The following is a 22,493-nucleotide window of genomic DNA, read 5'->3' on the forward strand; positions in this document are numbered from 1 at the left end:
TTTATGCGAATGCCTGCTGCGAGCCGTGGTTTCACGCTGATGGAAATGCTGGTGGTCATCGTGCTGATGAGCATCGCCGTTGGCCTGGTGGGTTTCGGCTTGCAACAAGGCTTGCACGCTGCGAAGGAGCGTCAGGCGGTCGGGCAGATGGTTGATGCGCTGCGGGCAACCCGGGTCAATGCGATTGTCACCGGGCAGCCGGCCAGAACCGTATTTGATCTGCGCAAAAAGGCCTTTCAGGCGCCGGGGCAACCGATTCGCCAGTGGCCTGCGGAGTTGAAGGTTACCTTGCAGACCGCTGCCGAAATGGGTTCCACCGTGGAGTTTTACCCCGATGGTGGTTCCACCGGAGGCAACGTGATGCTGGCCAATGGTGATCGTCGTTGGCGCATCGATATCGGCTGGCTGACCGGCAGCGTGCAGTCCAAGGCGTTGCAATGAGGCGCAGCGCCCAGACGGGTTTTACCTTGCTGGAAATGCTTGCTGCCCTGACCGTCATGGCGGTGTGCAGCAGCGTGCTGTTGGTGGCTTTCGGTCAGAGCGCGCGTTCGTTGCAACAGGTCTCGCGCAGTGATCGGCTCAGCCATGCCGCGCGCACGGTGTTCGATCAGGAAGCCGCCGGGCCGTTGCAAAGTGGTACGCGTAACGGCGTCCTCGACGGCGACATCAACTGGCAGCTGGAAATCAGTCAGCAGCCGGGCAAAGCCGGTCAGGCGCGCGTGTATCGCCTGGACCTGACCGTCAGCGAAGACCGCCGCAAAGCGACGTTCAGCACGCTGAAACTGCGCGGGCCGACTGACAAGGCGGGCGCGTGAAGCAGCGCCAGCGTGGTTTCACGCTGCTGGAAATCCTCCTGGTGCTGAGCCTGATGGGAGTGCTGATGGCCTTGGTCGGCGGCGCGTTGCTGGGGGCCAATCGCGCGGTGCTCAAAGCGCAGCGTTACACCACCAGTCTGGACGAAATGCGTGCGGCGCAGCGCTTCTTGCGCAGTTCCATCGGCCAGGCGTTGCCGTTGGACAGTTCGGAAGACGACAGCGAAAGCAGCGGCTTTTTTGTCGGCTCGGCGCAACGTTTGCAGTTCGTGGCCACCTTGCCCGGCACTCTGGGCGGCGGCATTCAGCTGCATACGCTGGAGTTGAGCGGCGCCGAAGGCAAACGTGATCTGCAGGTGGCCTTCGCCCAGGTTCAGTCCAGCGCCGACGGCACGGTCGCCAAACCCTGGGGCGACCCGCAAGTGCTGGTGCATGACGTTGAAGAGCTGCAACTCAGCTATCGCGGCGTGTCACCCAAGGGTGAAGCGACAGGCTGGATCAGCGATTGGCCGTGGCCGACGCGTCTGCCCCGCGCCGTGCGTATCGACGCCAAGGTCAATGGCCCGGTGCCGTGGCTGACGGAAGTAGTCGCCCTGCGTCTGGATCTATCCGGCGGAGCGGGCGGCCAATGAAACACGAACGGGGCGTTGCCTTGCTGCTGGTGCTGTGGGCGCTGGCCTTGCTCAGTTTGTTGCTGGGCGGGTTGGCGGGTTGGGTACAGCTGGAAACCCGTCAGGCGCTGTTCGCCCGCCAGCATACCCAGGCGCTGCTGGCGGCCGAAGCGGGTTTGGCGCTGGCGGTGCAGGGGCTGGCCGATCCGGCCCAGCGCAAGCGTTGGATCGCCGATGGCCGGGACATCGCCCTGCGTTTCGATGACGCGCAACTGTTGGTCAGCGTGCGCAGCGAGCGCGGCAAGCTGGATTTGAACAGCGCGGTGGTCGGCGATATCGCGCGAGTGGCGCAGGCGTGCGGGGCGGGTAAAGACCAGGCCGCGGCCATGGCCCAGGCGCTGGACGGCCGGCGTGGCAATGGCTCGCCGCCCTTGAGGGTGATTGAAGAAGTGCGCCAGCTGCCGGGCATGACTCAGGCGCTCTACCTGCGCCTGCTGCCGGAAGTGACCTTGTGGAGCGGGATGGATCGGCCCGATCCGGCCTTTGCTTCGGGCTTGGTGCGCCGGGCGTTGAACCTGCCGAATCAGAGCGCGGTTGGCGCCGATGCGGGACAGGTGTTGATGATCGATAGTCGGGCACAACGCGCGGGCGGCTTTGCGGCCCGTTTGCAAACCACTGTTTTATTGAGCCCATCGGAGGGAAGCGCACAGCCTTATCGGGTGCTGCGTTGGCAAGAATGAATCGACTTATTTCAGCGCGGCTGACGACGCTGCCAGCGCCGATATTGGCTCTGGTCGAACGCATCGCCCAGGAGTGGCGCGGCAGTCTGCTGCAACGCGGCTGGCACTTGTGGCTGGTCGAGTTGCGCGCCTGTCTGCCGCAGAAACTGCAACGGTTGTTGATCCACGACACGCCGGAGCAGCTGCACGCCTGGCCGTTGACCGCAGCGTTGCCGGTGCTGCCTGCCGAGGTGCAGCAGATTCTTCTCCTGCCACCCTCGGCGGTGCTGGTGCAAACCCTGCAACTACCGCTGGCAGCCGCGCGCAATCTGGCCACCGTAGTGGGTTATGAGCTGGACCGCTTTACTCCGTTCGACGCTTCGCAACTGTACTTCGTGGCGCGTCAGGAACGCCGCAATGCCGGTTCGATTGAGGTCACGCTGGTGGCCATTTTGCGCGAGCGGCTGGATCAGATTCTCGCCGAATGCGCAGCCCTCGGGTTGCAACCGCATGCCGTGGATGTCGGCGGTGGCGACGACCAGCGCATGGGCATCGACTTGCTGCCGATTCCGCTGCGTCCCCGCCAGCGCCGCAGCGGTCTGGGCTTGCAACGCAAACTTGCCTGGCTGTGCGGCGGCTTGCTGATCGCCGCCATGCTGCTGTGGCTCGACGACCGTCAGCGCCTGTTAACCGAGATGGAAAACACGGTTCAAGCGCAGAAATCCCAGGTCGCCGAAGTGCAGAAAATCCGTCAGCAACTGACCAACACCCGTGGCGCCGCCAATTACCTGATCCGCCGCAAAGCCGCGCAGCCGCCGCTGGCCGCGCTGCTCAACGAGCTGACCGCCTGCCTGCCGCGCGACACCTGGATCGACCAACTGGAAATCAATGACAGCGCCGAAGTGTCTTTCTCCGGGCAGAGCGCCAAGGCCAGTGCCTTGATCGCGCGGATCAAGGATTGCCACAGCCTGGAGAACGCGCAGTTCCAGGGCGTGATTCAACCCGACGCGCAAACCGGCAAGGATCATTTTTCCTTGCGCGCCCACCTGCATCAGGAGGCCGCCGATGCGCCGACCACTGACACCCCGTGAACGTCGCGGCGCGGCGTTGATCGTGCTGTCTCTGGTGCTCTGCGCCGGTTACTGGCTGCTGGTCGACAGCTGGTTCGCCGGACCGCTGCGGGATATGAACGAGCAGGCCGAGCAGTTGCGTGAACAGCAGCAACGCTATGCCGGTCTGCTGCGCCAGGGCGATTCGCTGAAACAACAACTGGAGCAAGCCCGCAACGATCCGGCGAGCAGCACCAGCCTGTTGCCTGGCGAAGACCCAAGCGCCGTCGCCGCCGACTTGATGCAACGCATCGCCGACCTGATCAACCGCCACGCCAGCACCGGCGCCGGTTGCAGCCTGACCCAGCGCATGCCGATCACCCCTGAACAGGATGGCGCCGAGCCCTATCGGCAGGTGAAAGTCAGTCTCACCCTGGAATGCGGCATCGAGCCGCTGACGGTGATCCTGCATGAGCTGGAATACCAGCGGCCGTTTTTGTTCGTCGATGAAATGAGCGTGCGCCGCGACGCCAACGCCCCAGCCAAGGGCGGTGCGGGCAAGCTGGTGGCGCATCTGCTGGTGCGCGGATATCTGCAACCAGCCGCCATTGTGGAGACCGCGCCATGATCGGTTCATTACGGGCTGCTGAAATGAGCCTGCTGGGCGTCGTGCTGGTTCTGGGTTTGCTGATCGCCGGCATTCTCGGCGGCGTGGCTGATTCGCCTGGCTGGTTGCCGGAAAGAGCACCGCGCAACCTGATCGATGACGCGGGCAAAACCCATGTCGCGCCCAACGCCAGCCTGCAAAGCCTGTCGACAACCTGGCAAGCGCCGCTGTTCAGCACCGACCGCAGCCCGGATCGCTCGACCCAGCAAGCCCAGGTTTCCAATCTTGCCGGTCTGACCCTGACCGGCGTGATGATCGACGGCGACCTGCGTGTGGCGCTGATCAAGCGCGCCGATGGCCCGCCACTGAAAATTCACCAGGGCCAGGCGCTGCCCAATGGTTGGAAGCTCGACCAACTGACCCCGATGCAAGCCGATTTTTCTTCCGATGGCCGCACTCAGACCCTGAGCCTGCGCGCTCCGCGTTTGCCGCCGCCGTCCAACACACCCCCTATTTCTCTTCCCCGTGAGTCCACCCCGTGATCGCTACTTTTCCAGGAGTCCGTAACATAGCCACCTTGCGCACCCCCATGCTGTGCCTTGCTACCGCTGTCGCCCTCGGCGGCTGCGCGTCTCCTTCCAGTTCTGTCGATCAGGATGACGGCCTGATGCGCGAGGCGCTGCAAGGCACCGGTGCGCAACGGGCCCCGGTGGATCCACGCAGCGAGCTGCCGCCAGCCGATACTCAGCAACCGCAGGCCGCCACCGCGCCTTCGCGGCAGTTGATCCGTGGCAATCAGCAATTCGTGCGTAAACCGGCAGCGGCGCCTGCGGCGCGGGCGGGGGAGAGCGGCGACATCGTGTTCAACTTCACCAATCAGCCGATTGAGGCGGTGATCAACAGCGTCATGGGCGACTTGCTGCACGAGAACTACAGCATTGCCCAGGGCGTGAAGGGCGACGTGAGTTTTTCCACGTCCAAGCCGGTGAACAAGAAGCAGGCGCTGTCGATTCTGGAAACGCTGCTGTCCTGGACTGACAACGCCATGATCAAACAGGGTGATCGCTACGTGATCCTGCCTGCCAGTCAGGCGGTGGCCGGCAAGCTGGTTCCGGAAATGGCCGTGGCGCAGCCGTCCAACGGCATGTCTGCGCGGCTATTTCCATTGCGCTACATCTCGGCCACGGAAATGCAGAAACTGCTCAAGCCTTTCGCCCGGGAAAACGCCTTCCTGCTGGTGGACCCGGCGCGCAATGTGTTGAGCCTGGCCGGTACGCCGGACGAACTGGCCAACTATCAGGAAACCATCGACACCTTCGATGTGGACTGGCTCAAAGGCATGTCGGTGGGCGTGTACGGCCTGCAGCGTGCGTCGGTCGGCGAGCTGATGCCCGAGTTGCAGAAAATGTTCGGTCCCGACAGCGGCATGCCATTGGCGGGCATGGTGCGTTTCCTGCCCGTGGAGCGGACCAACTCGATTGTGGCGATCTCATCGCAGCCCGAGTACCTGCGCGAAGTCGGCGAGTGGATTCACACCATTGATGAAGGCGGCGGCAACGAGCCGCAAATGTACGTTTACGACGTGCGCAACATGAAAGCCTCCGACCTGGCCAAGTACCTGCGGCAGATCTACGGCAATGGCGCGATCAAGGACGACGCAGCCGCCAAAGTCGCGCCAGGCCTGCGCACCAAGACCCTGTCTTCGCTCAATTCGAGCAGCGGCTCTGGCGGGATGAACAGCAGCGGCGGCATGAACAGCTCCGGCAGCATGGGCAACAGCAGCGGCATGGGCATGGGCAACACCCAGAATTCCAATGCCGAGGCAGAGCAGGATCCCGACGCCGAAACCGAAGACGAAAGCCAGGACAGCGGAGCCGATAGCAGTGCAGAGCAGGGCGGCGAGTCTGGCACGGCAGCAAAATCTCTCGATTCCAGCACCCGTATCACCGCGCAAAAGAGCAGCAACCAGTTGCTGGTGCGTACGCGTCCGGCGCAGTGGAAGGAGATTGAAGTCGCGATCAAGCGCCTGGACAATCCGCCGCTGCAAGTGCAGATCGAAACGCGCATTCTTGAAGTGAAACTCAGCGGTTCCCTGGAACTCGGCGTGCAATGGTACCTCGGGCGTCTAGCGGGTAATTCCACCAGCACCACTGTCGCCAACACGGCGGGCAGCCAGGGCGCATTGGGTGCTGGCGGCGCGGGTCTGGGCACGGATTCGCTGTTCTACTCGTTCGTCAGCACCAACTTGCAGATTGCCTTGCACGCGCTGGAAACCAATGGCCGCACGCAAGTGCTGTCGGCACCGTCGCTGGTGGTGATGAACAACCAGTCGGCACAGATCCAGGTCGGCGACAACATCCCCATCAGCCAGACCACCGTCAACACCACCAACTCCGACACCACGCTGAGCAGCGTCGAATACATCCAGACCGGGGTGATCCTCGATGTGGTGCCGCGGATCAATCCGGGTGGCCTGGTGTACATGGACATCCAGCAGCAAGTCAGCGATGCGGGCGCCACCACCGACACCCAGACCAACCCACGTATCTCGACCCGCTCGGTTTCGACCCAGGTTGCAGTGCAAAGTGGTCAGACCGTGCTGCTCGGCGGTTTGATCAAGCAGGACAACAGCGACAGCGGTACCGCCGTGCCTTATCTGGGGAAAATCCCCGGCCTGAAATGGCTGTTCGGCAGCACCACGAAAACCAAGGATCGCACCGAGCTGATCGTCCTGATCACCCCGCGTGTGATCACCAGCAGCAGCCAGTCGCGTCAGGTGACGGACGATTATCGCCAGCAGATGCAGTTGCTGCGTCCGGAAAAAGCCCGCCAGAGCCTCGACGATTAACCGCGTATGATGGCGCCCGACATCCGCATCGCGCCGCCTGATCCGGCGGCGCTCTTATGAGGTCATGACGATATGCTGAAGTTTTTTACTGCACTGCTGTTGGTGTGTTCGGGGCTGGTTCAGGCGCAGGACGCGCTCCAGACCGACTTGCCCTTGAGTTATCTGGCCCAGGCCAGCACTGATTCCAGGGACAAGCCGCTGGTCATCTTCATGCATGGCTACGGCAGCAACGAAAAAGACCTGTTCGGTATCAAGGACGTGCTTGCGGCCGATTACAACTACCTGTCGGTCCGCGCCCCGGTGCAACTGCAACCCGGCAGCTACCAGTGGTTCACCCAAAAACCGCAGACCGCCGAATACGACGGTGTGACCGTGGATCTGAAAAACAGTGGCGAGCTGTTGAGCCGTTTCATCAAGGCGGCCACCGAGAAATATCACACGCAACCGGGCAAGGTTTTCCTGGTAGGTTTCAGCCAGGGGGCGATGATGAGTTACGAAGTCGGGCTGCGGCATCCCGAGCAGGTCGGCGGTATCGCGGCGTTGAGCGGCCGGCTATTGCCGGTACTGCGCGCCGACCTGAAAGCCAAGCCTGATGCGCAGCTCAAGGACCTGGCCGTGTTCATCGGTCACGGCACTGCCGATTCGCGAGTGTCGTTCAGCGGCGCGAAAGATGCCGAAGCCTATTTGAAAACGTTAGGGATAACGCCTGAATTCCACAGCTATTCCGGCGTCGGCCATACCATCAGCGAAGCGGAAGTTGACGATCTGCAAGCGTGGCTGAAGAAAGTCGCAGGCTGATCCCTGTAGGAGACAACTTGTTGGCGAGGCGGTGTATCAGGTAAGCCGCTTCGCGAACAAGTTTGCTCCCACAAAGGAGGGGTGCCGCTGACTGACGCCTCGGGGACAAGTCCCCTCCTACAGATTTGCACGGATCAGGTAGGACCGGACTTGTCCGGGAGCCGGATTTTCGGTCGACTTTATCTATCGCTTGAAACGGAGCCTTCGCGGGCAAGCCTCGCTCCAACGGGCGTGCGACTTTCCGTGTCAGGCCAGCTGCTCCTACAAGGACGGGTTTGCCGCAACCAGCAAATCCGGGTTACCCAGCGGGTGACTCTTCGCGTCGAAAAAGCTCAGTTGCGTCTGCATATCGCCGAACAGCTCAAGGTAGTGACGCTTCTGGAACTCAACGAATGCAGTGCTGCGCGGCAGCACCGAGATCGCAATACGTTGCGGTTTGGCCTGGCGGATTGCAGCGAGGATGTGCGCGTCCTGTTTGCCCAGCGCGTGGCCGAAGATGCATAGCGCATCGGAGTGCTGTGCCAGTTGTCCGTGGCAGAACGACAGGTAATCCGAAGTCCGGATCATCTTCATTTTTTCCGCGCTGGTCCCTTCGCAGACGAACAGCGGCACGTCGTCCAGCGCGTTGATGGCAAAGCTGCCCAGCAGGGTGCTTTCCGAGGAGAGCAATTTGCGCACCGTGCCGTCGAGGTTTTTCACCAGATGCATGCCGCCGTGCAGATAAAGCACGCGGGTGGCTTTGGCCTGCGCTGCATGCAGATTGAACGTTGCTTCATCGTTGAACAGATCGTCGAAGTGCTCCGGCGCATGCATCACCGCCCAATAGGCAAGCAGATCGTAGTTGCTTGAGTACACGCTGGAATACTGCTGTAGCGCGCTATTCAGACGCGCGAGGGTCTTGACTTCGATCAGTTTCCACGGAATGTGCACCGAACGGATTGCGTGAATCAGCGCTTCCTTGATCGCAAAGTAACGGTTACGCGGCGAGGAGGAGCTGATGGTCAGCGCGGCGTTGACGCGCATCGTCGACTTCAGCGCGGCCAGTACCGGCTCGAAATTACTCGTTTCCATGGCGCTGAACACGGCCAGCTCGGTACGGCTCATGGGGTTGTTGCGGGTGGTCTGGGACAGGTCGAACAGCGAGTCATAGGCGAAATTCTTCCACACGGCCAGGCTCGCGCCGTTACCCAGCAGCAGGCCCCAGTTCGGGCTGGTGAGCTGCAGATCGTTCCAGTTCGCCAGTTCGGCATCAATATCGGTCAATTGCATCATCTCGCTTCGGTGCCGGGTTCAATATCACCACCGAGGGTTAGTTCGATGGCAAAACTCAGCCATCTTATAGAAAAAGGATCTATGAGAATTGCTTGTCTTGGTCTTGACGGGCATTTGTAACGAGACAATACTTCCGCACAAATTCATATAGATGACTAGACCAATAACAATATGAACAGACTCTCCAGCGACGAACGTCTCCCGCTTTACCAACGCCTGCGTGACCAACTGGCCGAGCAGATCGCCAATAACCGCTGGCGTCCAGGCGAAGCGATTCCCACCGAAGCGGCGCTGTCCAGCGAGTATTGCCTCTCCACCGGCACGGTGCGCAAGGCCATCGACATGCTGGTCGCCGACAACATTCTCGAACGACAGCAGGGGCGGGGCACTTACATTCGCCGGCCGCAATTTCAGTCTTCGCTGTTTCGTTTTTTCCGCTTCCAGACCGCTGCCGGCGAACGTCAGGTTCCCGAGAGCCGGATCCTGTCCATCGAACCGATGGCTGCGCCTTCGGCCGTTAGCCAGGCCCTGGGCCTGATTCCCGATGCGCCGGTGATTCGCCTGGTACGTCTGCGACTGCTGGATGCACAACCGGTGCTTGCTGAAGAAATCTGGTTGCCGCGCGTGTTGTTCCAGGCGCTGCTGGATACCGATCTGCAGCTGCACGGCCCGTTGCTTTACCCAATCTACGAAACCCTGTGCGGCCAGGTCGTGGCCTACGCCGAAGAAACCCTGACCGCCGAGGCCGCCAGCGATGTGCATGCGCGATTGCTGCATATCCCGCAAAACAGCCCGGTGGTGGTGATCGAACGTCTGGCTCGCAACTACGCCGGCCAGCCTCTGGAATGGCGTCGCTCACGCGGCCACGCCAGCCATTTCCGCTACAGCGTCGAGATCCGCTGACAGCACGTACAACCATAAGGATAAAAACATGTTCAGTTGGTATCGCCAAGTCACTCCTCGTGAGCGCAAAACGTTTTGGGCCTGCTTCGGCGGCTGGTCGCTGGATGCCCTTGAAGTGCAAATGTTCGGCCTGGCGATTCCCGCGCTGATTGCCGCGTTTGCCCTGACCAAGGGCGACGCAGGCCTGATCAGCGGCGTGACACTGGTCACTTCGGCACTGGGTGGCTGGGTCGGCGGCACGCTGTCGGACCGCTACGGTCGGGTGCGCACCCTGCAATGGATGATCCTCTGGTTTTCGGTGTTCACCTTTCTTTCGGCGTTCGTCACCGGCTTCCATCAACTGCTGATCGTCAAGGCGCTGCAAGGCTTCGGTATCGGCGGCGAGTGGGCAGCGGGCGCGGTGCTGATGGCGGAAACTATCCAGTCGAAATATCGCGGCAAGGTCATGGGCACCGTGCAGAGCGCATGGGCCGTGGGCTGGGGCCTGGCGGTCGGCGTGTTCACGCTGATCTATTCTTTTGTCCCGCAAGACATGGCCTGGCGCGTGATGTTCCTGGTCGGTCTGTTGCCGTCGCTGATGATTATCTGGGTGCGTCGTAACGTCGAAGAACCCGACAGCTTCCAGCGCCTGCAAAAAGCCAAGATCAAACCGGCGAGCTTCTTCAAATCCATGGCCGGTATTTTTCGCCCTGAACTGATCCGCGTCACCTTGCTCGGCGGCCTGCTGGGCCTCGGTGCGCACGGTGGTTATCACGCGGTCATGACCTGGTTGCCGACTTTCCTCAAGACCGAACGCAACCTGTCGGTGCTGAACTCCGGCGGTTACCTGGCGGTGATCATCTTTGCCTTCTGGTGCGGGTGCGTGGCCAGCGGCTTTTTGATCGACCGTATCGGCCGCCGCATGAATATTCTGCTGTTCGCCCTGTGCTGCGTCGTCACCGTGCAGTGCTACGTATTCCTGCCGCTGACCAACACGCAGATGCTGTTCCTCGGTTTCCCGCTGGGATTTTTCGCAGCCGGTATTCCTGCCAGCCTCGGCGCGTTTTTCAACGAACTGTATCCAGCCGACGTGCGCGGCGCCGGGGTTGGTTTTTGCTACAACTTCGGTCGTGTCCTGTCAGCGGTATTCCCGTTCATGGTCGGGCACATGAGTGAGTCGATGTCACTGGGTTCGGCGATTGGTATCGACGCCGGGATCGCCTACGGCGTTGCTGTCCTCGCCGCGCTTTGCCTGCCGGAAACCCGTGGCCGCAGCCTCGATGCAACTTCGACCGAAACCGATGCCAAAGGCAACCAGGCCCCACAGCAAGCCTGACGCTTTGCCCCTGGCGCGGTGTCGAACATCGCGCCTTTCTTTCCCAAGATGAGTTCCATGCCTGATTCCCTTACCTCGCCGATCCTCGGCATCGATGGCCACGCCCATGTATTCAACCGTGAGCTGACACTCACGTCAGGCCGACGCTACACGCCCGATTACGATGCCACGCTGAATGCGTACCTCACGCAATTGCGCATTCACGGTTTGAGTCATGGCGTATTGGTGCAGCCGAGCTTTTTGGGCACTGATAACCGATACCTGTTGGCCGCCCTGCAAAAAGCCCCCAAGCAACTGCGCGGTGTCGCCGTGGTGGATATCGATACCAGTCGTGAGCAACTGGAACAGATGGCCGGGCAGGGTATCGTCGGCATACGCTTGAATCTGATGGGCAAGGCGCTGCCTGACTTTACCGAGCCTCAGTGGCAGCGTCTGTTAGGCCATGTCGCCGATCTGGGCTGGCACGTGGAACTGCATCGCGGCGTTGTCGATTTGCCGCAAGTGATTAGCGGGCTGTTGCCTTTCGGCTGCAAAATCGTGATTGATCACTTCGGCCGTCCGGACGCGCTGTCGGGCGTCGAACATCCGGCGTTCCAGGCTTTGCTGGAGACCGGTTCGACAGGGCAAGTGTGGGTAAAAGTCTCGGCCATCTACCGCCTCGGCGGCAGCAACCAGCAAAACATGACCTTCGCCCAGGCGGCTTTGCCGTTACTGGTCAAGCATTTCGGCCTGGACCGACTGGTCTGGGGCAGCGATTGGCCGCATACCCAGCATGAGCAGGACGTGAGTTTCGATACCGTAGTTCAGCAACTGCAGGAATTAGGCTGTGCGGATAGCGTGCGCCGGGCGCTGTTGATCGAAGCGCCGCAGGCGTTGTTTGATTTTCCGTTGGTTGAAACGATCGAATAAACACCATCGCCTTCCCGGATAAATCCGGTCCCACGGGATGACGGTATTGTGGGACCGGATTCATCCGGGAAGAGGTCAACTCAGGCGAAGCATCTCCAGCGCCTGATAGATCCCTTCGGGAATGAATTCCCTCCTACGACAATCGCCCCGTAGCGCTTTGCCGACAATCCAGACTCAAGCTCGCGCCACCCAATGAGCTGGTGCCGATGTGCAGCGTAAAGCCGTGCAGGTTGACGATGGCCGCGACGATGGACAAGCCCAGGCCGAAGCCGCTTTGCTGATTGCCGTTTTCACTGCGATAGAAGCGTCGGAATACGGCTTTGCGTTCTGCTTCAGGAATGCCGGGGCCGGAGTCTTCCACGGAGATGCAGGTGCTGCCGCCTTCGGACCGTGCGCCAAGAATCACGCTGCCGCCCGGTGGTGTGAACTTGATCGAGTTGCTCAGCAGATTGGCCAACGCTTCAAACAGCAGGGCGTGGTCGCCCAGCAATGGCGGCAGGTTGTCGTCCACCTGTAAATGCAGGCTGACACCGCCTTCTTCTGCCAATGGCAAATAGAAGTCATGCACTTCCTGCAACAGCGCCGTGGGTTCCAGTTCGACGAATGCCGAGCGTCGTTGATGATCTTCCAGCTCGGAAATTCGCAGCAAGCCACGAAAGCGCGCCATCAGCGTGTCGGCTTCGGCGATGACTTGATCCATTTGCGTGGCGACCAGGGAGTCTTCTGGCGACTGCTGCTGAATGCGGTACAGCTGGGCACGCAGACGGGTCAACGGCGTGCGCAGGTCGTGGGCGATGTTGTCGCAGACGCCCTTGACCTCGTTCATCAGTTTTTCGATACGGTCGAGCATCGCGTTGACAATCACGGCCAGCATGTCCAGTTCGTCGCGACGGCTTGAGACCGGCAAGCGGCGGGTGAGGTCCCCGGCGACGATGGCCTCGGCGCTGGCCTGAATGCCGCGAATGCGCCGCAACGGGCGACGCCGCAGCAAATGCCAGCCGGCAATGCCGGGAATAATCGTCAGCGACAAACCCCAGAGCAGGGCATGCAATATCAGTGTGGTGACGGCGAACAGTGAACCGTTGTCGCGCACCAGCACCAGCCAGTGGCCATCCAGGGTTCGGCTGGCGACGGCATCGCAACTGTCGCGCGGCATGTCGGGGTCATCGGAGTCGACGCAGTTGTTGAGCTCGTGAATCGTGCCGTCCAGCGGCAGATTGGCCGGGATAGTGCGGATCGGTCCGGCCAATGGTTGCAGTCGCGCGTCGAACAGGCCGTAGGCGTCCACGGCGCGCATGTCGAAGGTCATGCTGGTGGCCAGCGCTTCGATCAGCTGTTCGCCCTGGAAGCGGGCGAACAGTTGTTGGCGTTGCATGAGCGAGTGGCGGGCGAGATTGTCGAGATAGCTGGTAACTTCCCAGTACACCACGCCGATCAGGGTGCAGCTCCAGGCCACGAAGAGAAAACTGTACAGCGCCAGCAAGCGGCTGCTGGATGAACGCCAGCCGTTAGACGGGTTCAGCAATGACATAGCCCGAGCCTCGCACGGTTCGAATCAGCGGGGTCATGCCGGGTGGATCGAGTTTCTTGCGCAAGCGACCAATGTGGACGTCGATCAGATTGGTGCCCGGATCGAAGTGATAACCCCAGACTTCTTCGAAGATCATCATCCGGGTGATGATCTGCCCGCTGTTGCGCATCATGAATTCCAGCAGCTTGTATTCGGTGGGCAGCAACGTCAGCGGCTGTTTGCCGCGACTGGCTTCGCGTTTGATCAGGTTCAGCTCAAGATCGCCAACCCGCAGCAGGGTTTCCGAGGCCGCTACCGGATTACGTCTGCGCAGCAGGACTTCAACGCGCGCGGCCATTTCGTCGGAGGCAAAGGGTTTGGCCAGGTAATCATCGCCACCGGCACGCAGGCCGCGTACCCGTTCGTCCACATCGGAAAGGGCGCTGATCATCAGGATCGGGGTATAGATGCCTTGAGCGCGCAAGGTGGTGACAATCGCCAGGCCGTCGACTTCCGGCAGCATGCGATCCAGGGTGATCAGGTCATAATCACCGCTGACCGCCCGCGCCAGGCCTTCGCGGCCGTTGTCGACCCAATCCACGTCAAGTCCATGGCTGCTCAGTTCGGCAACGATTTCCTGTGCCGTGACGGCGTCGTCTTCGATGGTCAGAATTCGGGTCATGTTGCCTGCCTGAAAGGGTTACGGCCAAAGCCGTATTCTGCCTGCAAAGGCGCGCCGGGTTTCTGAAAAGATTTTCATGTGCAACGGCTCGCTTCTAGCTGGCCGCCTGATCCTGCTCATCCTGCTGCTTCTTGGCCAGGGCGCTGGCTTTGCGGTCGCGTTCCATTTTCGCGGTGGTGTCGTTCTCGCTGCGGATCTGCGCATGGCTGATCAGGGCGAAGATAAAGCTGCCGCCAATGATGTTACCCACCAGAGTCGGCCCGGCAAATACCAGCCAGAAGTCATGCCAGGACAGCTCGCCGGCGAACACCAGATACCCGGCTTCAGCGGAACCCACCACGATGTGGGTGAAGTCGCCCAGGGCCATCAGGTAGGTGATGAGGATGATGATCCAGATCTTCGCCGACTCCATGGAAGCAATCATCCACACCATGGTGGCGATCATCCAGCCGGACACGATGCCTTTGGAAAACATGTGCGTGACGTCGTTTTCCATGACCTTGCGGCCGATTTCCAGAAAGGCTTCGTCGGTCTTGGTATCGAAAATCGGCAAATGCAGCATCACATAGGCAACCAGCAGCGTGCCGCACAGATTGCCCACCAGCACCACGCCCCACAATCGCAGCAAGCGCCCGAAATTGGCCAGCGTCGGTTTGCTCATCACCGGCAGAACGGCAGTGATGGTGTTTTCAGTGAACAGTTGCTGACGGGCCAGAATCACCGCGAGGAACCCGGCGGAATAACCCAGGCTGGCGATCACATGACTGGACTCGACATCCGCCAGCCGGGATTTGAACAAACCCATGGCCATCAGCGACAGGCCCATGGTCAGGCCCGCAGCCAGTGCCGACCACCAGAGCGCGGCAACGCTGCGCTCCAGTTCGTGATCGCCCTGGATACGGATAGTCTCGTGGAGTACCGCTGCGCGGGGCGGCTGGTTTTTATCGACTTCGCGTTCTTCTTCAGCGGACAGACCCGGGGTTTTGCCTTCGGTGTGCTCTTGCATACGACTTCCTTGCTACTGATGGGGGCTCAGACAGATGAGGGCTGAGACAGATGAATGCTGCAGCCGGGCTGCTGGTTAAGACACAATTCACCGCCCATCGTTCGACCCTGAACGATGCCCAATCCATAAAAAGGAGAACTGTTTTGACCCTCGAAATCCGCGAAGCGACCCGGGCCGATGCCAAGGTCATTCTGGGCTTTATCACTGAGCTGGCGATTTACGAAAAAGCCGAGCACGAAGTGCTGACCAGCGTGGCGGAGATCGAGCGCAGTCTGTTCGACGAGCCATCCCCGGCCAAGGCGTTGATCTGCCTGCTGGACGATGAACCCATCGGCTTTGCTGTGTATTTCCTCAGTTACTCCACCTGGCTGGGCCGCAAGGGGCTGTATCTGGAGGATCTGTTTGTCTCCGCGCAGCATCGCGGCGTCGGTGCGGGCAAGGCGTTGTTGCGGCGTCTGGCCAGAATCGCTTACGACAGCGGCTGCGGGCGCTTCGAATGGAGCGTGCTGGACTGGAACCAGCCAGCCATCGACTTCTATAAATCCATCGGCGCACAGCCGCAGGACGAATGGGTGCGCTATCGCCTTGAAGGCGAGACGTTGAAGCGTTTTGCGTTGGGTTGAGTTGCAACACGGCCGGTTGGAGCGAGGCTTGCCCGCGAATCAGGCGCCTCGTTGGGTCAGATTTACCGCGTTATCGTTCTTCGCGGGCAAGCCTCGCTCCAACGAGGTATTCGTTAATTCAGCAATTGACTGCTATCAATCCGCGTCACACCCGCCGCGAGCATGTCCTGCCAGGCTTTGTCGAGAGAACCATTCATATCGATGGCGCGGCAGGCATCTTCAATCACCACCGTGGTAAAGCCCGCGGCCCGTGCGTCCAGCGCCGACCACGCCACGCAAAAATCCAGGGCCAGGCCGACCACGAAGACCGTCTGCACGCCGCGTTCCTTCAAGTAACTTGCCAGACCTGTCGGTGTGCTGCGGTCGGCTTCGAGGAAGGCTGAATAGCTGTCGATATGCGGGTTGCAGCCCTTGCGCAGGATCAATTGCGCGTGAGGCAGATCGAGATTCGCGTGCAATTGCGCGCCATGATTGCCCTGCACGCAATGGTCCGGCCACAGGGTTTGCGGGCCGTAGGGCAGGGTGGTGGTTTCGAAAGGCAATCGGCCGGGGTGGCTGGAAGCGAATGAAATGTGCCCGACAGGGTGCCAGTCCTGAGTGATAACCACGCCGCTGAATTGCTCGCCGAGTCGATTGATCTGCGGCACCAGCGCATCGCCATCGGCAACCGCCAGCGCGCCGCCGGGCATGAAGTCATATTGCATGTCGATGACCAGCAGGACACTGTTGAGGTCGAATCGAGGCTGGGTCATGGTGAAGCTCCTTGGTCGCAATTTGAGAGATTCAGACGTCCGTGGCGGCAAAAACATTTTGGTAAAGGTCATGACCTTTTCGGGGACAAGTCCCCTCCTACAGTGGAGGCCGTTGTAGGAGGGGATTTATCCCCGAATGTATCAGGCAAACACCCGAATCGGCTCCCCGGCATCCCAGGCCTGGATATCCTCGATCATCTGGCTGAAGAACGTACGGTAGTTATTCTCGGTGACATAGCCGATATGCGGCGTGGCGAGCACATTATCCAGGGTGCGGAACGGGTGCTCGGCGGGCAGCGGTTCGATAGCGAACACATCCAGCGCGGCGCCGGCGATGCGGCGTTGTTGCAGGGTTTCAATCAATGCAGCCTCGTCGACAATCGGCCCGCGCGCCGTGTTGATCAGGTAGGCGCTGGGCTTCATCCAGCTCAAGGCCTGCGCATCCACCAGCCCGCGACTGCGATCGCTGAGGACCAGATGCACCGAAAGCACGTCGGACTGTTCGAACAATTGCTGCTTGCTGACATAGGTGACGCCGGATTCGGCAGCCGCTTCGGCCGTGAGGTTTTCGCTCCAGGCAATCACCTTCATGCCGAACGCCTGGCCGTAGCGGGCGATCCACTTGCCGATGCTGCCCAGGCCGAGGATGCCCAGCGTCTTGCCATGCAGATCGCTGCCCAGGCCGACTTGCCATTGGCCGCTGCGCAGAGCATTGGCTTCCTCCACCAGATTGCGGGTGATGCCCATGATCAACGCCCAGGTCAGTTCCGGCGCGGCGTGCTTGTAACTGTCGGTGCCGCACACCTGAATACCGAGTTTGCCCGCGGCTTTCACATCAATCGCAGCGTTGCGCATACCGCCGGTGACCAGCAATTTCAGGTGCGGCAGCTGGCTGAGCAGGGCTTCATCGAAGGTGCTGCGTTCGCGCATCACGCAAATGACATCGAATGCCTGCAGGCGCGCGGCCATGCTGTCGGTGTCGGTCGGGAATTCGTGGAGGAAGGTGACTTCGCCAATGCTGTTCAATACCGACCAGTCCACGACGTCGCTGGCCACCGACTGCCAGTCATCGAGCACCGCAATTCTCGTAGGAGAACGTTGAGTCATTTGGAGATCGCCTCGCTAAAGCAAAGGAAAGGTTTTTAGGATTGTGCGCTTACCTTACCGCCTGGTCAGCCCGGTGTGAAACAGGATTTGGAGTCAGTGCTGCACCTCAGTCAAACAGTCCCGCCGCGATGTTGATGGAAAACCCGAGGATCGCGGTATTGAACACAAAGCCGATCAGGCATTGAGCCAGGACGGTCTTGCGCAGCCCTTGGGTGGCTACGCCGACATCGGAGGTCTGCACGGCAACGCTGAGGGTGAAGGAGAAATACAGGAAGTCCCAGTAGTCAGGATGCAGTTCGCCGTCGGCGAAACGCAGCGCCGGTTCCTTGCCTTTCCAGGTGTAGAACAGCCGCGCGTAATGCAGGCTGAAAATGACCCCGGTGACCAGCCATGAACCGACGATGGTGAAACCGGTGAAGGCGTAATGCATGGCTCGGGCGTCGGTGGTCATTTCCTTGCTGCCGGCCAGCTCCAGGGTAATCGCCGCGAGGCTGGCCAAGGCGGCAATGCATACGGTAAACAGCACCTGGCGGGCGTTTTCGTCCTCGATCAGGGAAATGCGTTCGACGTCTTCGGCATTGGTTCGGAAGGTGCGCAGCATGATCAGCCCCAGATAAATCCACACACCGACGTTCCATGCAATCAGGCATTTGGTGGTCAGGGAAATATCCGGCGTGAGGATTGCCGATGCGAAACCGCTGATCAGGCCAAGGCCTGCGGCGATGCTCAGACGGGGGTGGGTGTGAGCGATATGGGACATGGCGGGGCATCGAGACGGAAGGTTCGCAAACCTTAGCACGGCCTTTGCGCAGGTAGAAAAAACGGCGCGCAAGGGGGTTGCGCGCCGCGTGCCAGCTTGGCAAATCCATGATGAATGGGGCGCGCCGGTATCGCGCGGCAAACATCCGTCCCCGTAGGAGCGAGGCTTGCCCGCGAAGAACGATAACTCGGCGGGTCTGGTCCACCGAGGCGCCTGATTCGCGGGCAAGCCTCGCTCCTACGGAACGGGGTGGGGCTTGTTTATGGAATCAACGCACCAGACACGGCTGTTTGTTGTTGAATTTCCAGTCCGGAATCAGGAATTGCATGGCCACGCTGTCGTCTCGTGCGCCGAGGCCCATGCCTTTATAGAGTTCGTGGGCCTTGTGCACCTGATCCATGTCCAGTTCGACGCCCAGGCCGGGTTTTTTCGGCACCTGCACACAGCCGCCGACGATCTGCAACGGCGCTTTGGTCAGGCGCTGGCCGTCCTGCCAGATCCAGTGGGTGTCGATAGCCGTGATATTGCCCGGTGCCGCTGCCGCCACGTGGGTGAACATCGCCAGGGAAATATCGAAGTGATTGTTGGAATGCGAGCCCCAGGTCAGGCCCCATTCGTTGCACATCTGCGCGACACGTACCGAACCCTGCATGGTCCAGAAGTGCGGATCGGCCAGCGGAATATCCACCGATTGCAACTGAATCGCATGACCCATTTCTCGCCAGTCGGTGGCGATCATGTTGGTCGCAGTCTTCAGGCCCGTGGCCCGGCGGAATTCAGCCATGACTTCACGACCCGAATAGCCGTTTTCCGCACCGCATGGGTCTTCGGCATAAGCCAGCACGTGGTGCTGATCCCGGCACAGGCGAATCGCTTCTTTCAGCGACCATGCGCCATTCGGATCAAGCGTGATGCGCGCCTCGGGGAAACGTTCGGCCAATGCCGTTACGGCCTGGATTTCATCGTCGCCACTGAGCACGCCGCCTTTGAGTTTGAAGTCCTGGAAGCCATAGCGCTGATGGGCGGCTTCGGCCAGGCGCACCACGGCGTCGGCGGTCAGGGCTTTTTCGTGACGCAGGCGGAACCAGTCGTTGTCGGCATCCGGCTCGCCGCGATAGGCCAGATCCGTCTGGTTGCGATCGCCGACGTAGAACAGATAACCGAGCATTTTCACTTCGTCGCGCTGCTGACCTTCGCCCAGCAAGGCGGCGACCGGCACGTCCAGATATTGGCCGAGCAGGTCGAGCAGGGCGGCTTCGATTCCGGTTACCGCGTGAATGGTCACCCGCAGATCGAAAGTCTGCTGGCCGCGTCCGCCGGAATCGCGCTCGGCGAATGCCTGGCGTACAGAGTTGAGGATCTTCTGATAGGTGCCGATGGCGCTGCCGACCACCAATTGCCGAGCGTCTTCCAGGGTCTGGCGAATGCGTTCGCCGCCGGGCACTTCGCCGACACCGGTGTGCCCGGCGTTGTCCTTGAGAATCACGATATTGCGGGTGAAAAACGGTCCGTGGGCGCCGCTCAGATTGAGCAACATGTCATCGTGACCGGCCACTGGAACCACTTGCATGCTGGTGATGACAGGCGCTTTGTTGACGGTCTGGTTGTTCAACGTATTCATGTTTGAGTCCTTAAAAGTCGTGGCGCACGATCAAGAGTGGGAGGCCGGTGCTGGAGTGATCACAGGTGCGGCGTTGGCAACCTTGGGCGTATTGCGGGCGGCGAAGACGATGATGGCGGCGATGATTGACGTAGCCGTCAAGCCGTAAAGCCCGCCTTGAATCGAACCGGTATGTTGTTCCAGCAGCCCGAAGGTGGTTGGTGCAACGAAGCCACCCAGGTTACCCACCGAGTTGATCAAGGCAATCACGCCGGCGGCGATACGGGCGTCCAGATAAGCCTGGGGAATCGGCCAGAACAGCGACGATGCCGACTTGAAGCCCAGCGCTGCAAAGCAGATTGCGACGAAAGCGAAGATCGGGCTGCCGGTGGTTGACATGAACATCCCGGCGGCGGCAATCAGCAGGGCTACTGCGACCCACGCCTGCTGTTTCTTCCATTTCGCCGAGAACGAAGCGAAGGCGTACATGCCGATGATCGACAGCAACCAGGGGATCGAGTTGAACAAGCCGACTTGAATGTCGCTCAGGTCGCCCATTTTCTTGATGATGCTCGGCAGCCAGAACGTCGCGGCATAAATAGTCAGCTGGATGAAGAAGTAGATCAGGCAAAACAGGATGATCTGGCGGTCCTTGAGCAGCTTGCCCAACGACGCCTTGATCGGATTGGCGGCTTCCCGAGCCCGTTGTTCTTCGTCGATGGCGTTGACCAGCGCGTCCTGTTCCTCACGGGTAAGCCATTTGGCATCGTGAGGTTTGGAGTCCAGCCAGAACCAGACGAAGGCACACAAGCCCACCGAGAACATGCCTTCAATGAAGTACATCCATTGCCAGCCGTGCATGCCGAAGCCGTTGATTTGCAGCAACAGGCCGGACAGCGGGCCGGAAATCAGCGAGGCGATGGCCGAACCGCTCAAAAAGATCGCAATGGCCTTGCCGCGCTCGACACCGGGAAGCCAGCGGGTGAAGTAATAGATCACACCAGGGAAGAAGCCGGCCTCGGCAACGCCGAGCAGGAAACGCAGGATATAGAAGTGGGTTTCGTTCTGGATGAACGCCATACAGGCGGCGACGATGCCCCAGGTGAGCATGATGCGCGTCAGCCAGATACGGGCGCCGACTTTTTGCAGGAGGATATTGGAAGGGACTTCGAACAGCGCGTAACCGATGAAGAACAGTCCGGCACCAAACCCGTAGGCGGCGGCACCGATGCCCAGATCGTGCTCCATGTGCGAACGCACAAAGCCGATGTTCACCCGGTCGATGTAATTGACGATAAACATGATGACGAACAGTGGCAGAACATGACGCTTCACTTTCGATACCGCCGAAAGCAAAACCGAATCCGCGCCGTCACTCACCCTGGTATTGGATGTGTTCACAGGTGTATCTCCCACTCGTTATTTTTATGCGGGTTTTGGGCAAGCTATGTTGCTTGTGTTGATAGACATCATACAAGTAACGATTTATGACGCAAGGAGGCATTGATCCGTTTTGTCAGTTATTTTCTGCGGGCAAGGGAAGGGTAGGCGCGGGTGGGGCTCTTTAATTGCCGGATAATGCCTGTATTAATTGGTATTTCTGGTGATTTAGGCGTTAATTGACGACTCGGCAAAAAAATTTATCAGGCAGCCTATTGGTGCTTTCACAGCTGATGGGTGATTTTTTACTCGTCATACAAGATAGACAAGTCAGCTTGCTTCGCTAGCTCGTCAGACAAGTGCGCAGTACTATGTCTTCCAAGCCAATTCCGCGATTTCGTGTCCAGGACACCTCTTTCCATGCAAGAGCCTATCCGGCCGATTCCCAAGCGTCGGCAACATAATCTGGCCACTGATCTGGTCACCGATCTGAGCCAGCGCATTCTTCTTGGCAAGATTCCGCCCGGCCACAAGCTGCCTTCGGAAAGCGAAATCGTCCGCGAGCACGGGGTCAGCCGCACCGTGGTGCGCGAAGCGATTTCAAAATTGCAGGCTTCCGGACTGGTGGAGACCCATCACGGTGTCGGCACGTTCGTCCTGGAGCGCAGCGATCACACCGGGCTGCGCCTGAAAGTCGAAACCGCGGCGAGCGTGCGCGACATCATCGAACTGCGCATCGGCCTGGAGACCCAGGCAGTTGCCTTGGCGGCGTTGCGCCGCACGGACGAGCAACTGGCTGCCATGCGCCAGGCGCTGGATGATTATCAGGATCTGCTGGCCAAGGAAGACAGTTGCGTGGAGGCGGACAAGCGCTTTCACATGCTGATCGCCGAAGCGACCGGCAATCCGTATTTCGCCGAAATCATGCACCACCTGGGCAGCGCGATCATCCCTCGCAGCCGCATCGCCGCCAGTGAGCGCGCTGGCAGCAACCTTGCGCATCATGGCTATCTGGCCAATCTGGAACATGAAGCGCTGCTGAGCGCCATCCGCCGCCAGGACCCGGACGCCGCCCGCGCCGCCATGTGGACCCACCTGAGCAACAGTCGCGAAAGGCTCGCGCCGCTGGAGTGAAAGCGGATGCTGGCGGTTGGGCTTTTGTGGGGCCGGATTCATCCGGGAAGGCGTCGGTAAAGCTTCGGATTACTCGGCGCTACAGCCGGCCTCTTC

At 60.3% G+C, this 22,493-nt stretch carries 23 protein-coding genes; 14 read left to right on the plus strand and 9 right to left on the minus strand.

Going from position 1 to position 22,493, the window contains the following annotated elements; all coding sequences use genetic code 11:
• Positions 1 to 3 precede the first annotated feature (3 nt).
• The 9 genes from AFK24_RS16625 to AFK24_RS16665 all read left to right on the plus strand — a co-directional run bounded on the left by AFK24_RS16625 (position 4) and on the right by AFK24_RS16665 (position 7,444).
• The gene (locus AFK24_RS16625) at positions 4 to 441 is read left to right on the plus strand and encodes a GspH/FimT family pseudopilin (protein WP_080482188.1); all 438 of its coding nucleotides are present in this window, start codon (positions 4 to 6) and stop codon (positions 439 to 441) included.
• Positions 438 to 815 carry a PulJ/GspJ family protein gene (locus tag AFK24_RS16630; protein ID WP_065834237.1) on the plus strand — a complete coding sequence of 126 codons (378 nt, stop codon included), beginning with the start codon at positions 438 to 440 and terminating at the stop codon, positions 813 to 815. Before AFK24_RS16625 ends, AFK24_RS16630 begins: the two co-directional genes overlap by 4 nt.
• A complete protein-coding gene (locus AFK24_RS16635) occupies positions 812 to 1,444 on the plus strand; it encodes a prepilin-type N-terminal cleavage/methylation domain-containing protein (protein WP_065834238.1) in 633 nt (210 codons plus the stop codon). Before AFK24_RS16630 ends, AFK24_RS16635 begins: the two co-directional genes overlap by 4 nt.
• Positions 1,441 to 2,163, plus strand: coding sequence for a type II secretion system protein GspK (locus AFK24_RS16640; RefSeq protein ID WP_065834239.1), 723 nt, complete (start codon positions 1,441 to 1,443; stop codon positions 2,161 to 2,163). Before AFK24_RS16635 ends, AFK24_RS16640 begins: the two co-directional genes overlap by 4 nt.
• Positions 2,160 to 3,233, plus strand: coding sequence for a PilN domain-containing protein (locus tag AFK24_RS16645; protein WP_065834240.1), 1,074 nt, complete (start codon positions 2,160 to 2,162; stop codon positions 3,231 to 3,233). Before AFK24_RS16640 ends, AFK24_RS16645 begins: the two co-directional genes overlap by 4 nt.
• Complete coding sequence (gene gspM / locus AFK24_RS16650) at positions 3,208 to 3,819, plus strand: type II secretion system protein GspM (RefSeq protein ID WP_065834383.1); 612 nt, start codon at positions 3,208 to 3,210, stop codon at positions 3,817 to 3,819. The genes AFK24_RS16645 and gspM overlap by 26 nt, the downstream gene beginning before the upstream one ends.
• Entirely contained in the window at positions 3,816 to 4,340 is a 525-nt protein-coding gene (locus AFK24_RS16655; RefSeq protein ID WP_065834241.1) for a general secretion pathway protein GspN, read from the plus strand. Before gspM ends, AFK24_RS16655 begins: the two co-directional genes overlap by 4 nt.
• On the plus strand, positions 4,340 to 6,646 hold the full coding sequence (gspD, locus tag AFK24_RS16660; protein WP_065834385.1) for a type II secretion system secretin GspD: 2,307 nt from the start codon (positions 4,340 to 4,342) through the stop codon (positions 6,644 to 6,646). The genes AFK24_RS16655 and gspD overlap by 1 nt, the downstream gene beginning before the upstream one ends.
• A gap of 72 nt (positions 6,647 to 6,718) precedes the next feature.
• Positions 6,719 to 7,444 carry an alpha/beta hydrolase gene (locus AFK24_RS16665; RefSeq protein WP_065834242.1) on the plus strand — a complete coding sequence of 242 codons (726 nt, stop codon included), beginning with the start codon at positions 6,719 to 6,721 and terminating at the stop codon, positions 7,442 to 7,444.
• A 261-nt stretch (positions 7,445 to 7,705) separates the two neighbouring features.
• On the opposite strand, the gene AFK24_RS16670 is transcribed toward AFK24_RS16665, so the two are convergent.
• Positions 7,706 to 8,716 (minus strand): DUF4917 family protein, encoded by a 1,011-nt coding sequence (locus tag AFK24_RS16670; protein ID WP_065834243.1) that lies wholly within the window; start codon positions 8,714 to 8,716, stop codon positions 7,706 to 7,708.
• Positions 8,717 to 8,887: 171 nt separating this feature from the next.
• Between AFK24_RS16670 and AFK24_RS16675 the strand changes: the two genes are divergently transcribed.
• From AFK24_RS16675 to AFK24_RS16685, 3 genes are read left to right on the plus strand one after another with little or no spacing between them, the layout of a single operon-like run.
• Positions 8,888 to 9,619 (plus strand): GntR family transcriptional regulator, encoded by a 732-nt coding sequence (locus tag AFK24_RS16675; RefSeq protein WP_065834244.1) that lies wholly within the window; start codon positions 8,888 to 8,890, stop codon positions 9,617 to 9,619.
• 28 nt (positions 9,620 to 9,647) lie between these two features.
• Entirely contained in the window at positions 9,648 to 10,934 is a 1,287-nt protein-coding gene (locus tag AFK24_RS16680; protein WP_065834245.1) for an MFS transporter, read from the plus strand.
• A gap of 57 nt (positions 10,935 to 10,991) precedes the next feature.
• Positions 10,992 to 11,843, plus strand: a complete 852-nt coding sequence (locus tag AFK24_RS16685; protein WP_065834246.1) for an amidohydrolase family protein — start codon at positions 10,992 to 10,994, stop codon at positions 11,841 to 11,843.
• A 133-nt stretch (positions 11,844 to 11,976) separates the two neighbouring features.
• Here the strand turns inward: AFK24_RS16685 and AFK24_RS16690 are convergent, their stop codons facing one another.
• From AFK24_RS16690 to AFK24_RS16700, 3 genes are all read right to left on the minus strand, one after another.
• Positions 11,977 to 13,374, minus strand: coding sequence for a sensor histidine kinase (locus tag AFK24_RS16690; RefSeq protein ID WP_065834247.1), 1,398 nt, complete (start codon positions 13,372 to 13,374; stop codon positions 11,977 to 11,979).
• A complete protein-coding gene (locus AFK24_RS16695; protein WP_065834248.1) occupies positions 13,352 to 14,035 on the minus strand; it encodes a response regulator transcription factor in 684 nt (227 codons plus the stop codon). The genes AFK24_RS16690 and AFK24_RS16695 overlap by 23 nt, the downstream gene beginning before the upstream one ends.
• Before the next feature lie 94 nt (positions 14,036 to 14,129).
• On the minus strand, positions 14,130 to 15,041 hold the full coding sequence (locus tag AFK24_RS16700; RefSeq protein ID WP_065834249.1) for a formate/nitrite transporter family protein: 912 nt from the start codon (positions 15,039 to 15,041) through the stop codon (positions 14,130 to 14,132).
• Between the two features lie 143 nt (positions 15,042 to 15,184).
• Between AFK24_RS16700 and AFK24_RS16705 the strand changes: the two genes are divergently transcribed.
• Entirely contained in the window at positions 15,185 to 15,664 is a 480-nt protein-coding gene (locus tag AFK24_RS16705; protein ID WP_065834250.1) for a GNAT family N-acetyltransferase, read from the plus strand.
• Between the two features lie 113 nt (positions 15,665 to 15,777).
• Here AFK24_RS16705 and pncA read toward each other — a convergent pair whose 3' ends face one another.
• From pncA to AFK24_RS16730, 5 genes are all read right to left on the minus strand, one after another.
• Positions 15,778 to 16,416: a bifunctional nicotinamidase/pyrazinamidase gene (gene pncA / locus AFK24_RS16710; RefSeq protein ID WP_065834251.1), complete on the minus strand. Its 639-nt coding sequence runs from the start codon at positions 16,414 to 16,416 to the stop codon at positions 15,778 to 15,780.
• 141 nt (positions 16,417 to 16,557) lie between these two features.
• Entirely contained in the window at positions 16,558 to 17,523 is a 966-nt protein-coding gene (locus AFK24_RS16715; RefSeq protein ID WP_065834252.1) for a D-2-hydroxyacid dehydrogenase family protein, read from the minus strand.
• A 106-nt stretch (positions 17,524 to 17,629) separates the two neighbouring features.
• Positions 17,630 to 18,283, minus strand: coding sequence for a DUF1345 domain-containing protein (locus tag AFK24_RS16720; protein ID WP_065834253.1), 654 nt, complete (start codon positions 18,281 to 18,283; stop codon positions 17,630 to 17,632).
• A gap of 268 nt (positions 18,284 to 18,551) precedes the next feature.
• A complete protein-coding gene (gene gudD / locus AFK24_RS16725; protein ID WP_065834254.1) occupies positions 18,552 to 19,904 on the minus strand; it encodes a glucarate dehydratase in 1,353 nt (450 codons plus the stop codon).
• 30 nt (positions 19,905 to 19,934) lie between these two features.
• A complete protein-coding gene (locus tag AFK24_RS16730) occupies positions 19,935 to 21,284 on the minus strand; it encodes an MFS transporter (RefSeq protein ID WP_080482190.1) in 1,350 nt (449 codons plus the stop codon).
• A 399-nt stretch (positions 21,285 to 21,683) separates the two neighbouring features.
• Here AFK24_RS16730 and AFK24_RS16735 point away from each other — a divergent pair, with 399 nt between their 5' ends.
• A complete protein-coding gene (locus AFK24_RS16735; protein ID WP_065834255.1) occupies positions 21,684 to 22,397 on the plus strand; it encodes a FadR/GntR family transcriptional regulator in 714 nt (237 codons plus the stop codon).
• Positions 22,398 to 22,493: the final 96 nt, after the last annotated feature.

Origin of the sequence: Pseudomonas syringae (assembly GCF_001698815.1) — a bacterium.
Classification (GTDB): domain Bacteria; phylum Pseudomonadota; class Gammaproteobacteria; order Pseudomonadales; family Pseudomonadaceae; genus Aquipseudomonas; species Aquipseudomonas syringae_A.

What these genes read in the sequence shown, in the direction of transcription:
- AFK24_RS16625 (WP_080482188.1), top strand. Translation starts at nt 4, where the DNA reads ATGCGAATGCCTGCTGCGAGCCGTGGTTTCACGCTGATGGAAATGCTG.
- AFK24_RS16630 (WP_065834237.1), top strand. Translation starts at nt 438, where the DNA reads ATGAGGCGCAGCGCCCAGACGGGTTTTACCTTGCTGGAAATGCTTGCT.
- AFK24_RS16640 (WP_065834239.1), top strand. Translation starts at nt 1,441, where the DNA reads ATGAAACACGAACGGGGCGTTGCCTTGCTGCTGGTGCTGTGGGCGCTG.
- AFK24_RS16645 (WP_065834240.1), top strand. Translation starts at nt 2,160, where the DNA reads ATGAATCGACTTATTTCAGCGCGGCTGACGACGCTGCCAGCGCCGATA.
- gspM (WP_065834383.1), top strand. Translation starts at nt 3,208, where the DNA reads ATGCGCCGACCACTGACACCCCGTGAACGTCGCGGCGCGGCGTTGATC.
- AFK24_RS16655 (WP_065834241.1), top strand. Translation starts at nt 3,816, where the DNA reads ATGATCGGTTCATTACGGGCTGCTGAAATGAGCCTGCTGGGCGTCGTG.
- AFK24_RS16665 (WP_065834242.1), top strand. Translation starts at nt 6,719, where the DNA reads ATGCTGAAGTTTTTTACTGCACTGCTGTTGGTGTGTTCGGGGCTGGTT.
- AFK24_RS16670 (WP_065834243.1), bottom strand. Translation starts at nt 8,716, where the DNA reads ATGATGCAATTGACCGATATTGATGCCGAACTGGCGAACTGGAACGAT.
- AFK24_RS16675 (WP_065834244.1), top strand. Translation starts at nt 8,888, where the DNA reads ATGAACAGACTCTCCAGCGACGAACGTCTCCCGCTTTACCAACGCCTG.
- AFK24_RS16680 (WP_065834245.1), top strand. Translation starts at nt 9,648, where the DNA reads ATGTTCAGTTGGTATCGCCAAGTCACTCCTCGTGAGCGCAAAACGTTT.
- AFK24_RS16685 (WP_065834246.1), top strand. Translation starts at nt 10,992, where the DNA reads ATGCCTGATTCCCTTACCTCGCCGATCCTCGGCATCGATGGCCACGCC.
- AFK24_RS16690 (WP_065834247.1), bottom strand. Translation starts at nt 13,374, where the DNA reads ATGTCATTGCTGAACCCGTCTAACGGCTGGCGTTCATCCAGCAGCCGC.
- AFK24_RS16695 (WP_065834248.1), bottom strand. Translation starts at nt 14,035, where the DNA reads ATGACCCGAATTCTGACCATCGAAGACGACGCCGTCACGGCACAGGAA.
- AFK24_RS16700 (WP_065834249.1), bottom strand. Translation starts at nt 15,041, where the DNA reads ATGCAAGAGCACACCGAAGGCAAAACCCCGGGTCTGTCCGCTGAAGAA.
- pncA (WP_065834251.1), bottom strand. Translation starts at nt 16,416, where the DNA reads ATGACCCAGCCTCGATTCGACCTCAACAGTGTCCTGCTGGTCATCGAC.
- AFK24_RS16715 (WP_065834252.1), bottom strand. Translation starts at nt 17,523, where the DNA reads ATGACTCAACGTTCTCCTACGAGAATTGCGGTGCTCGATGACTGGCAG.
- AFK24_RS16720 (WP_065834253.1), bottom strand. Translation starts at nt 18,283, where the DNA reads ATGTCCCATATCGCTCACACCCACCCCCGTCTGAGCATCGCCGCAGGC.
- gudD (WP_065834254.1), bottom strand. Translation starts at nt 19,904, where the DNA reads ATGAATACGTTGAACAACCAGACCGTCAACAAAGCGCCTGTCATCACC.
- AFK24_RS16735 (WP_065834255.1), top strand. Translation starts at nt 21,684, where the DNA reads ATGCAAGAGCCTATCCGGCCGATTCCCAAGCGTCGGCAACATAATCTG.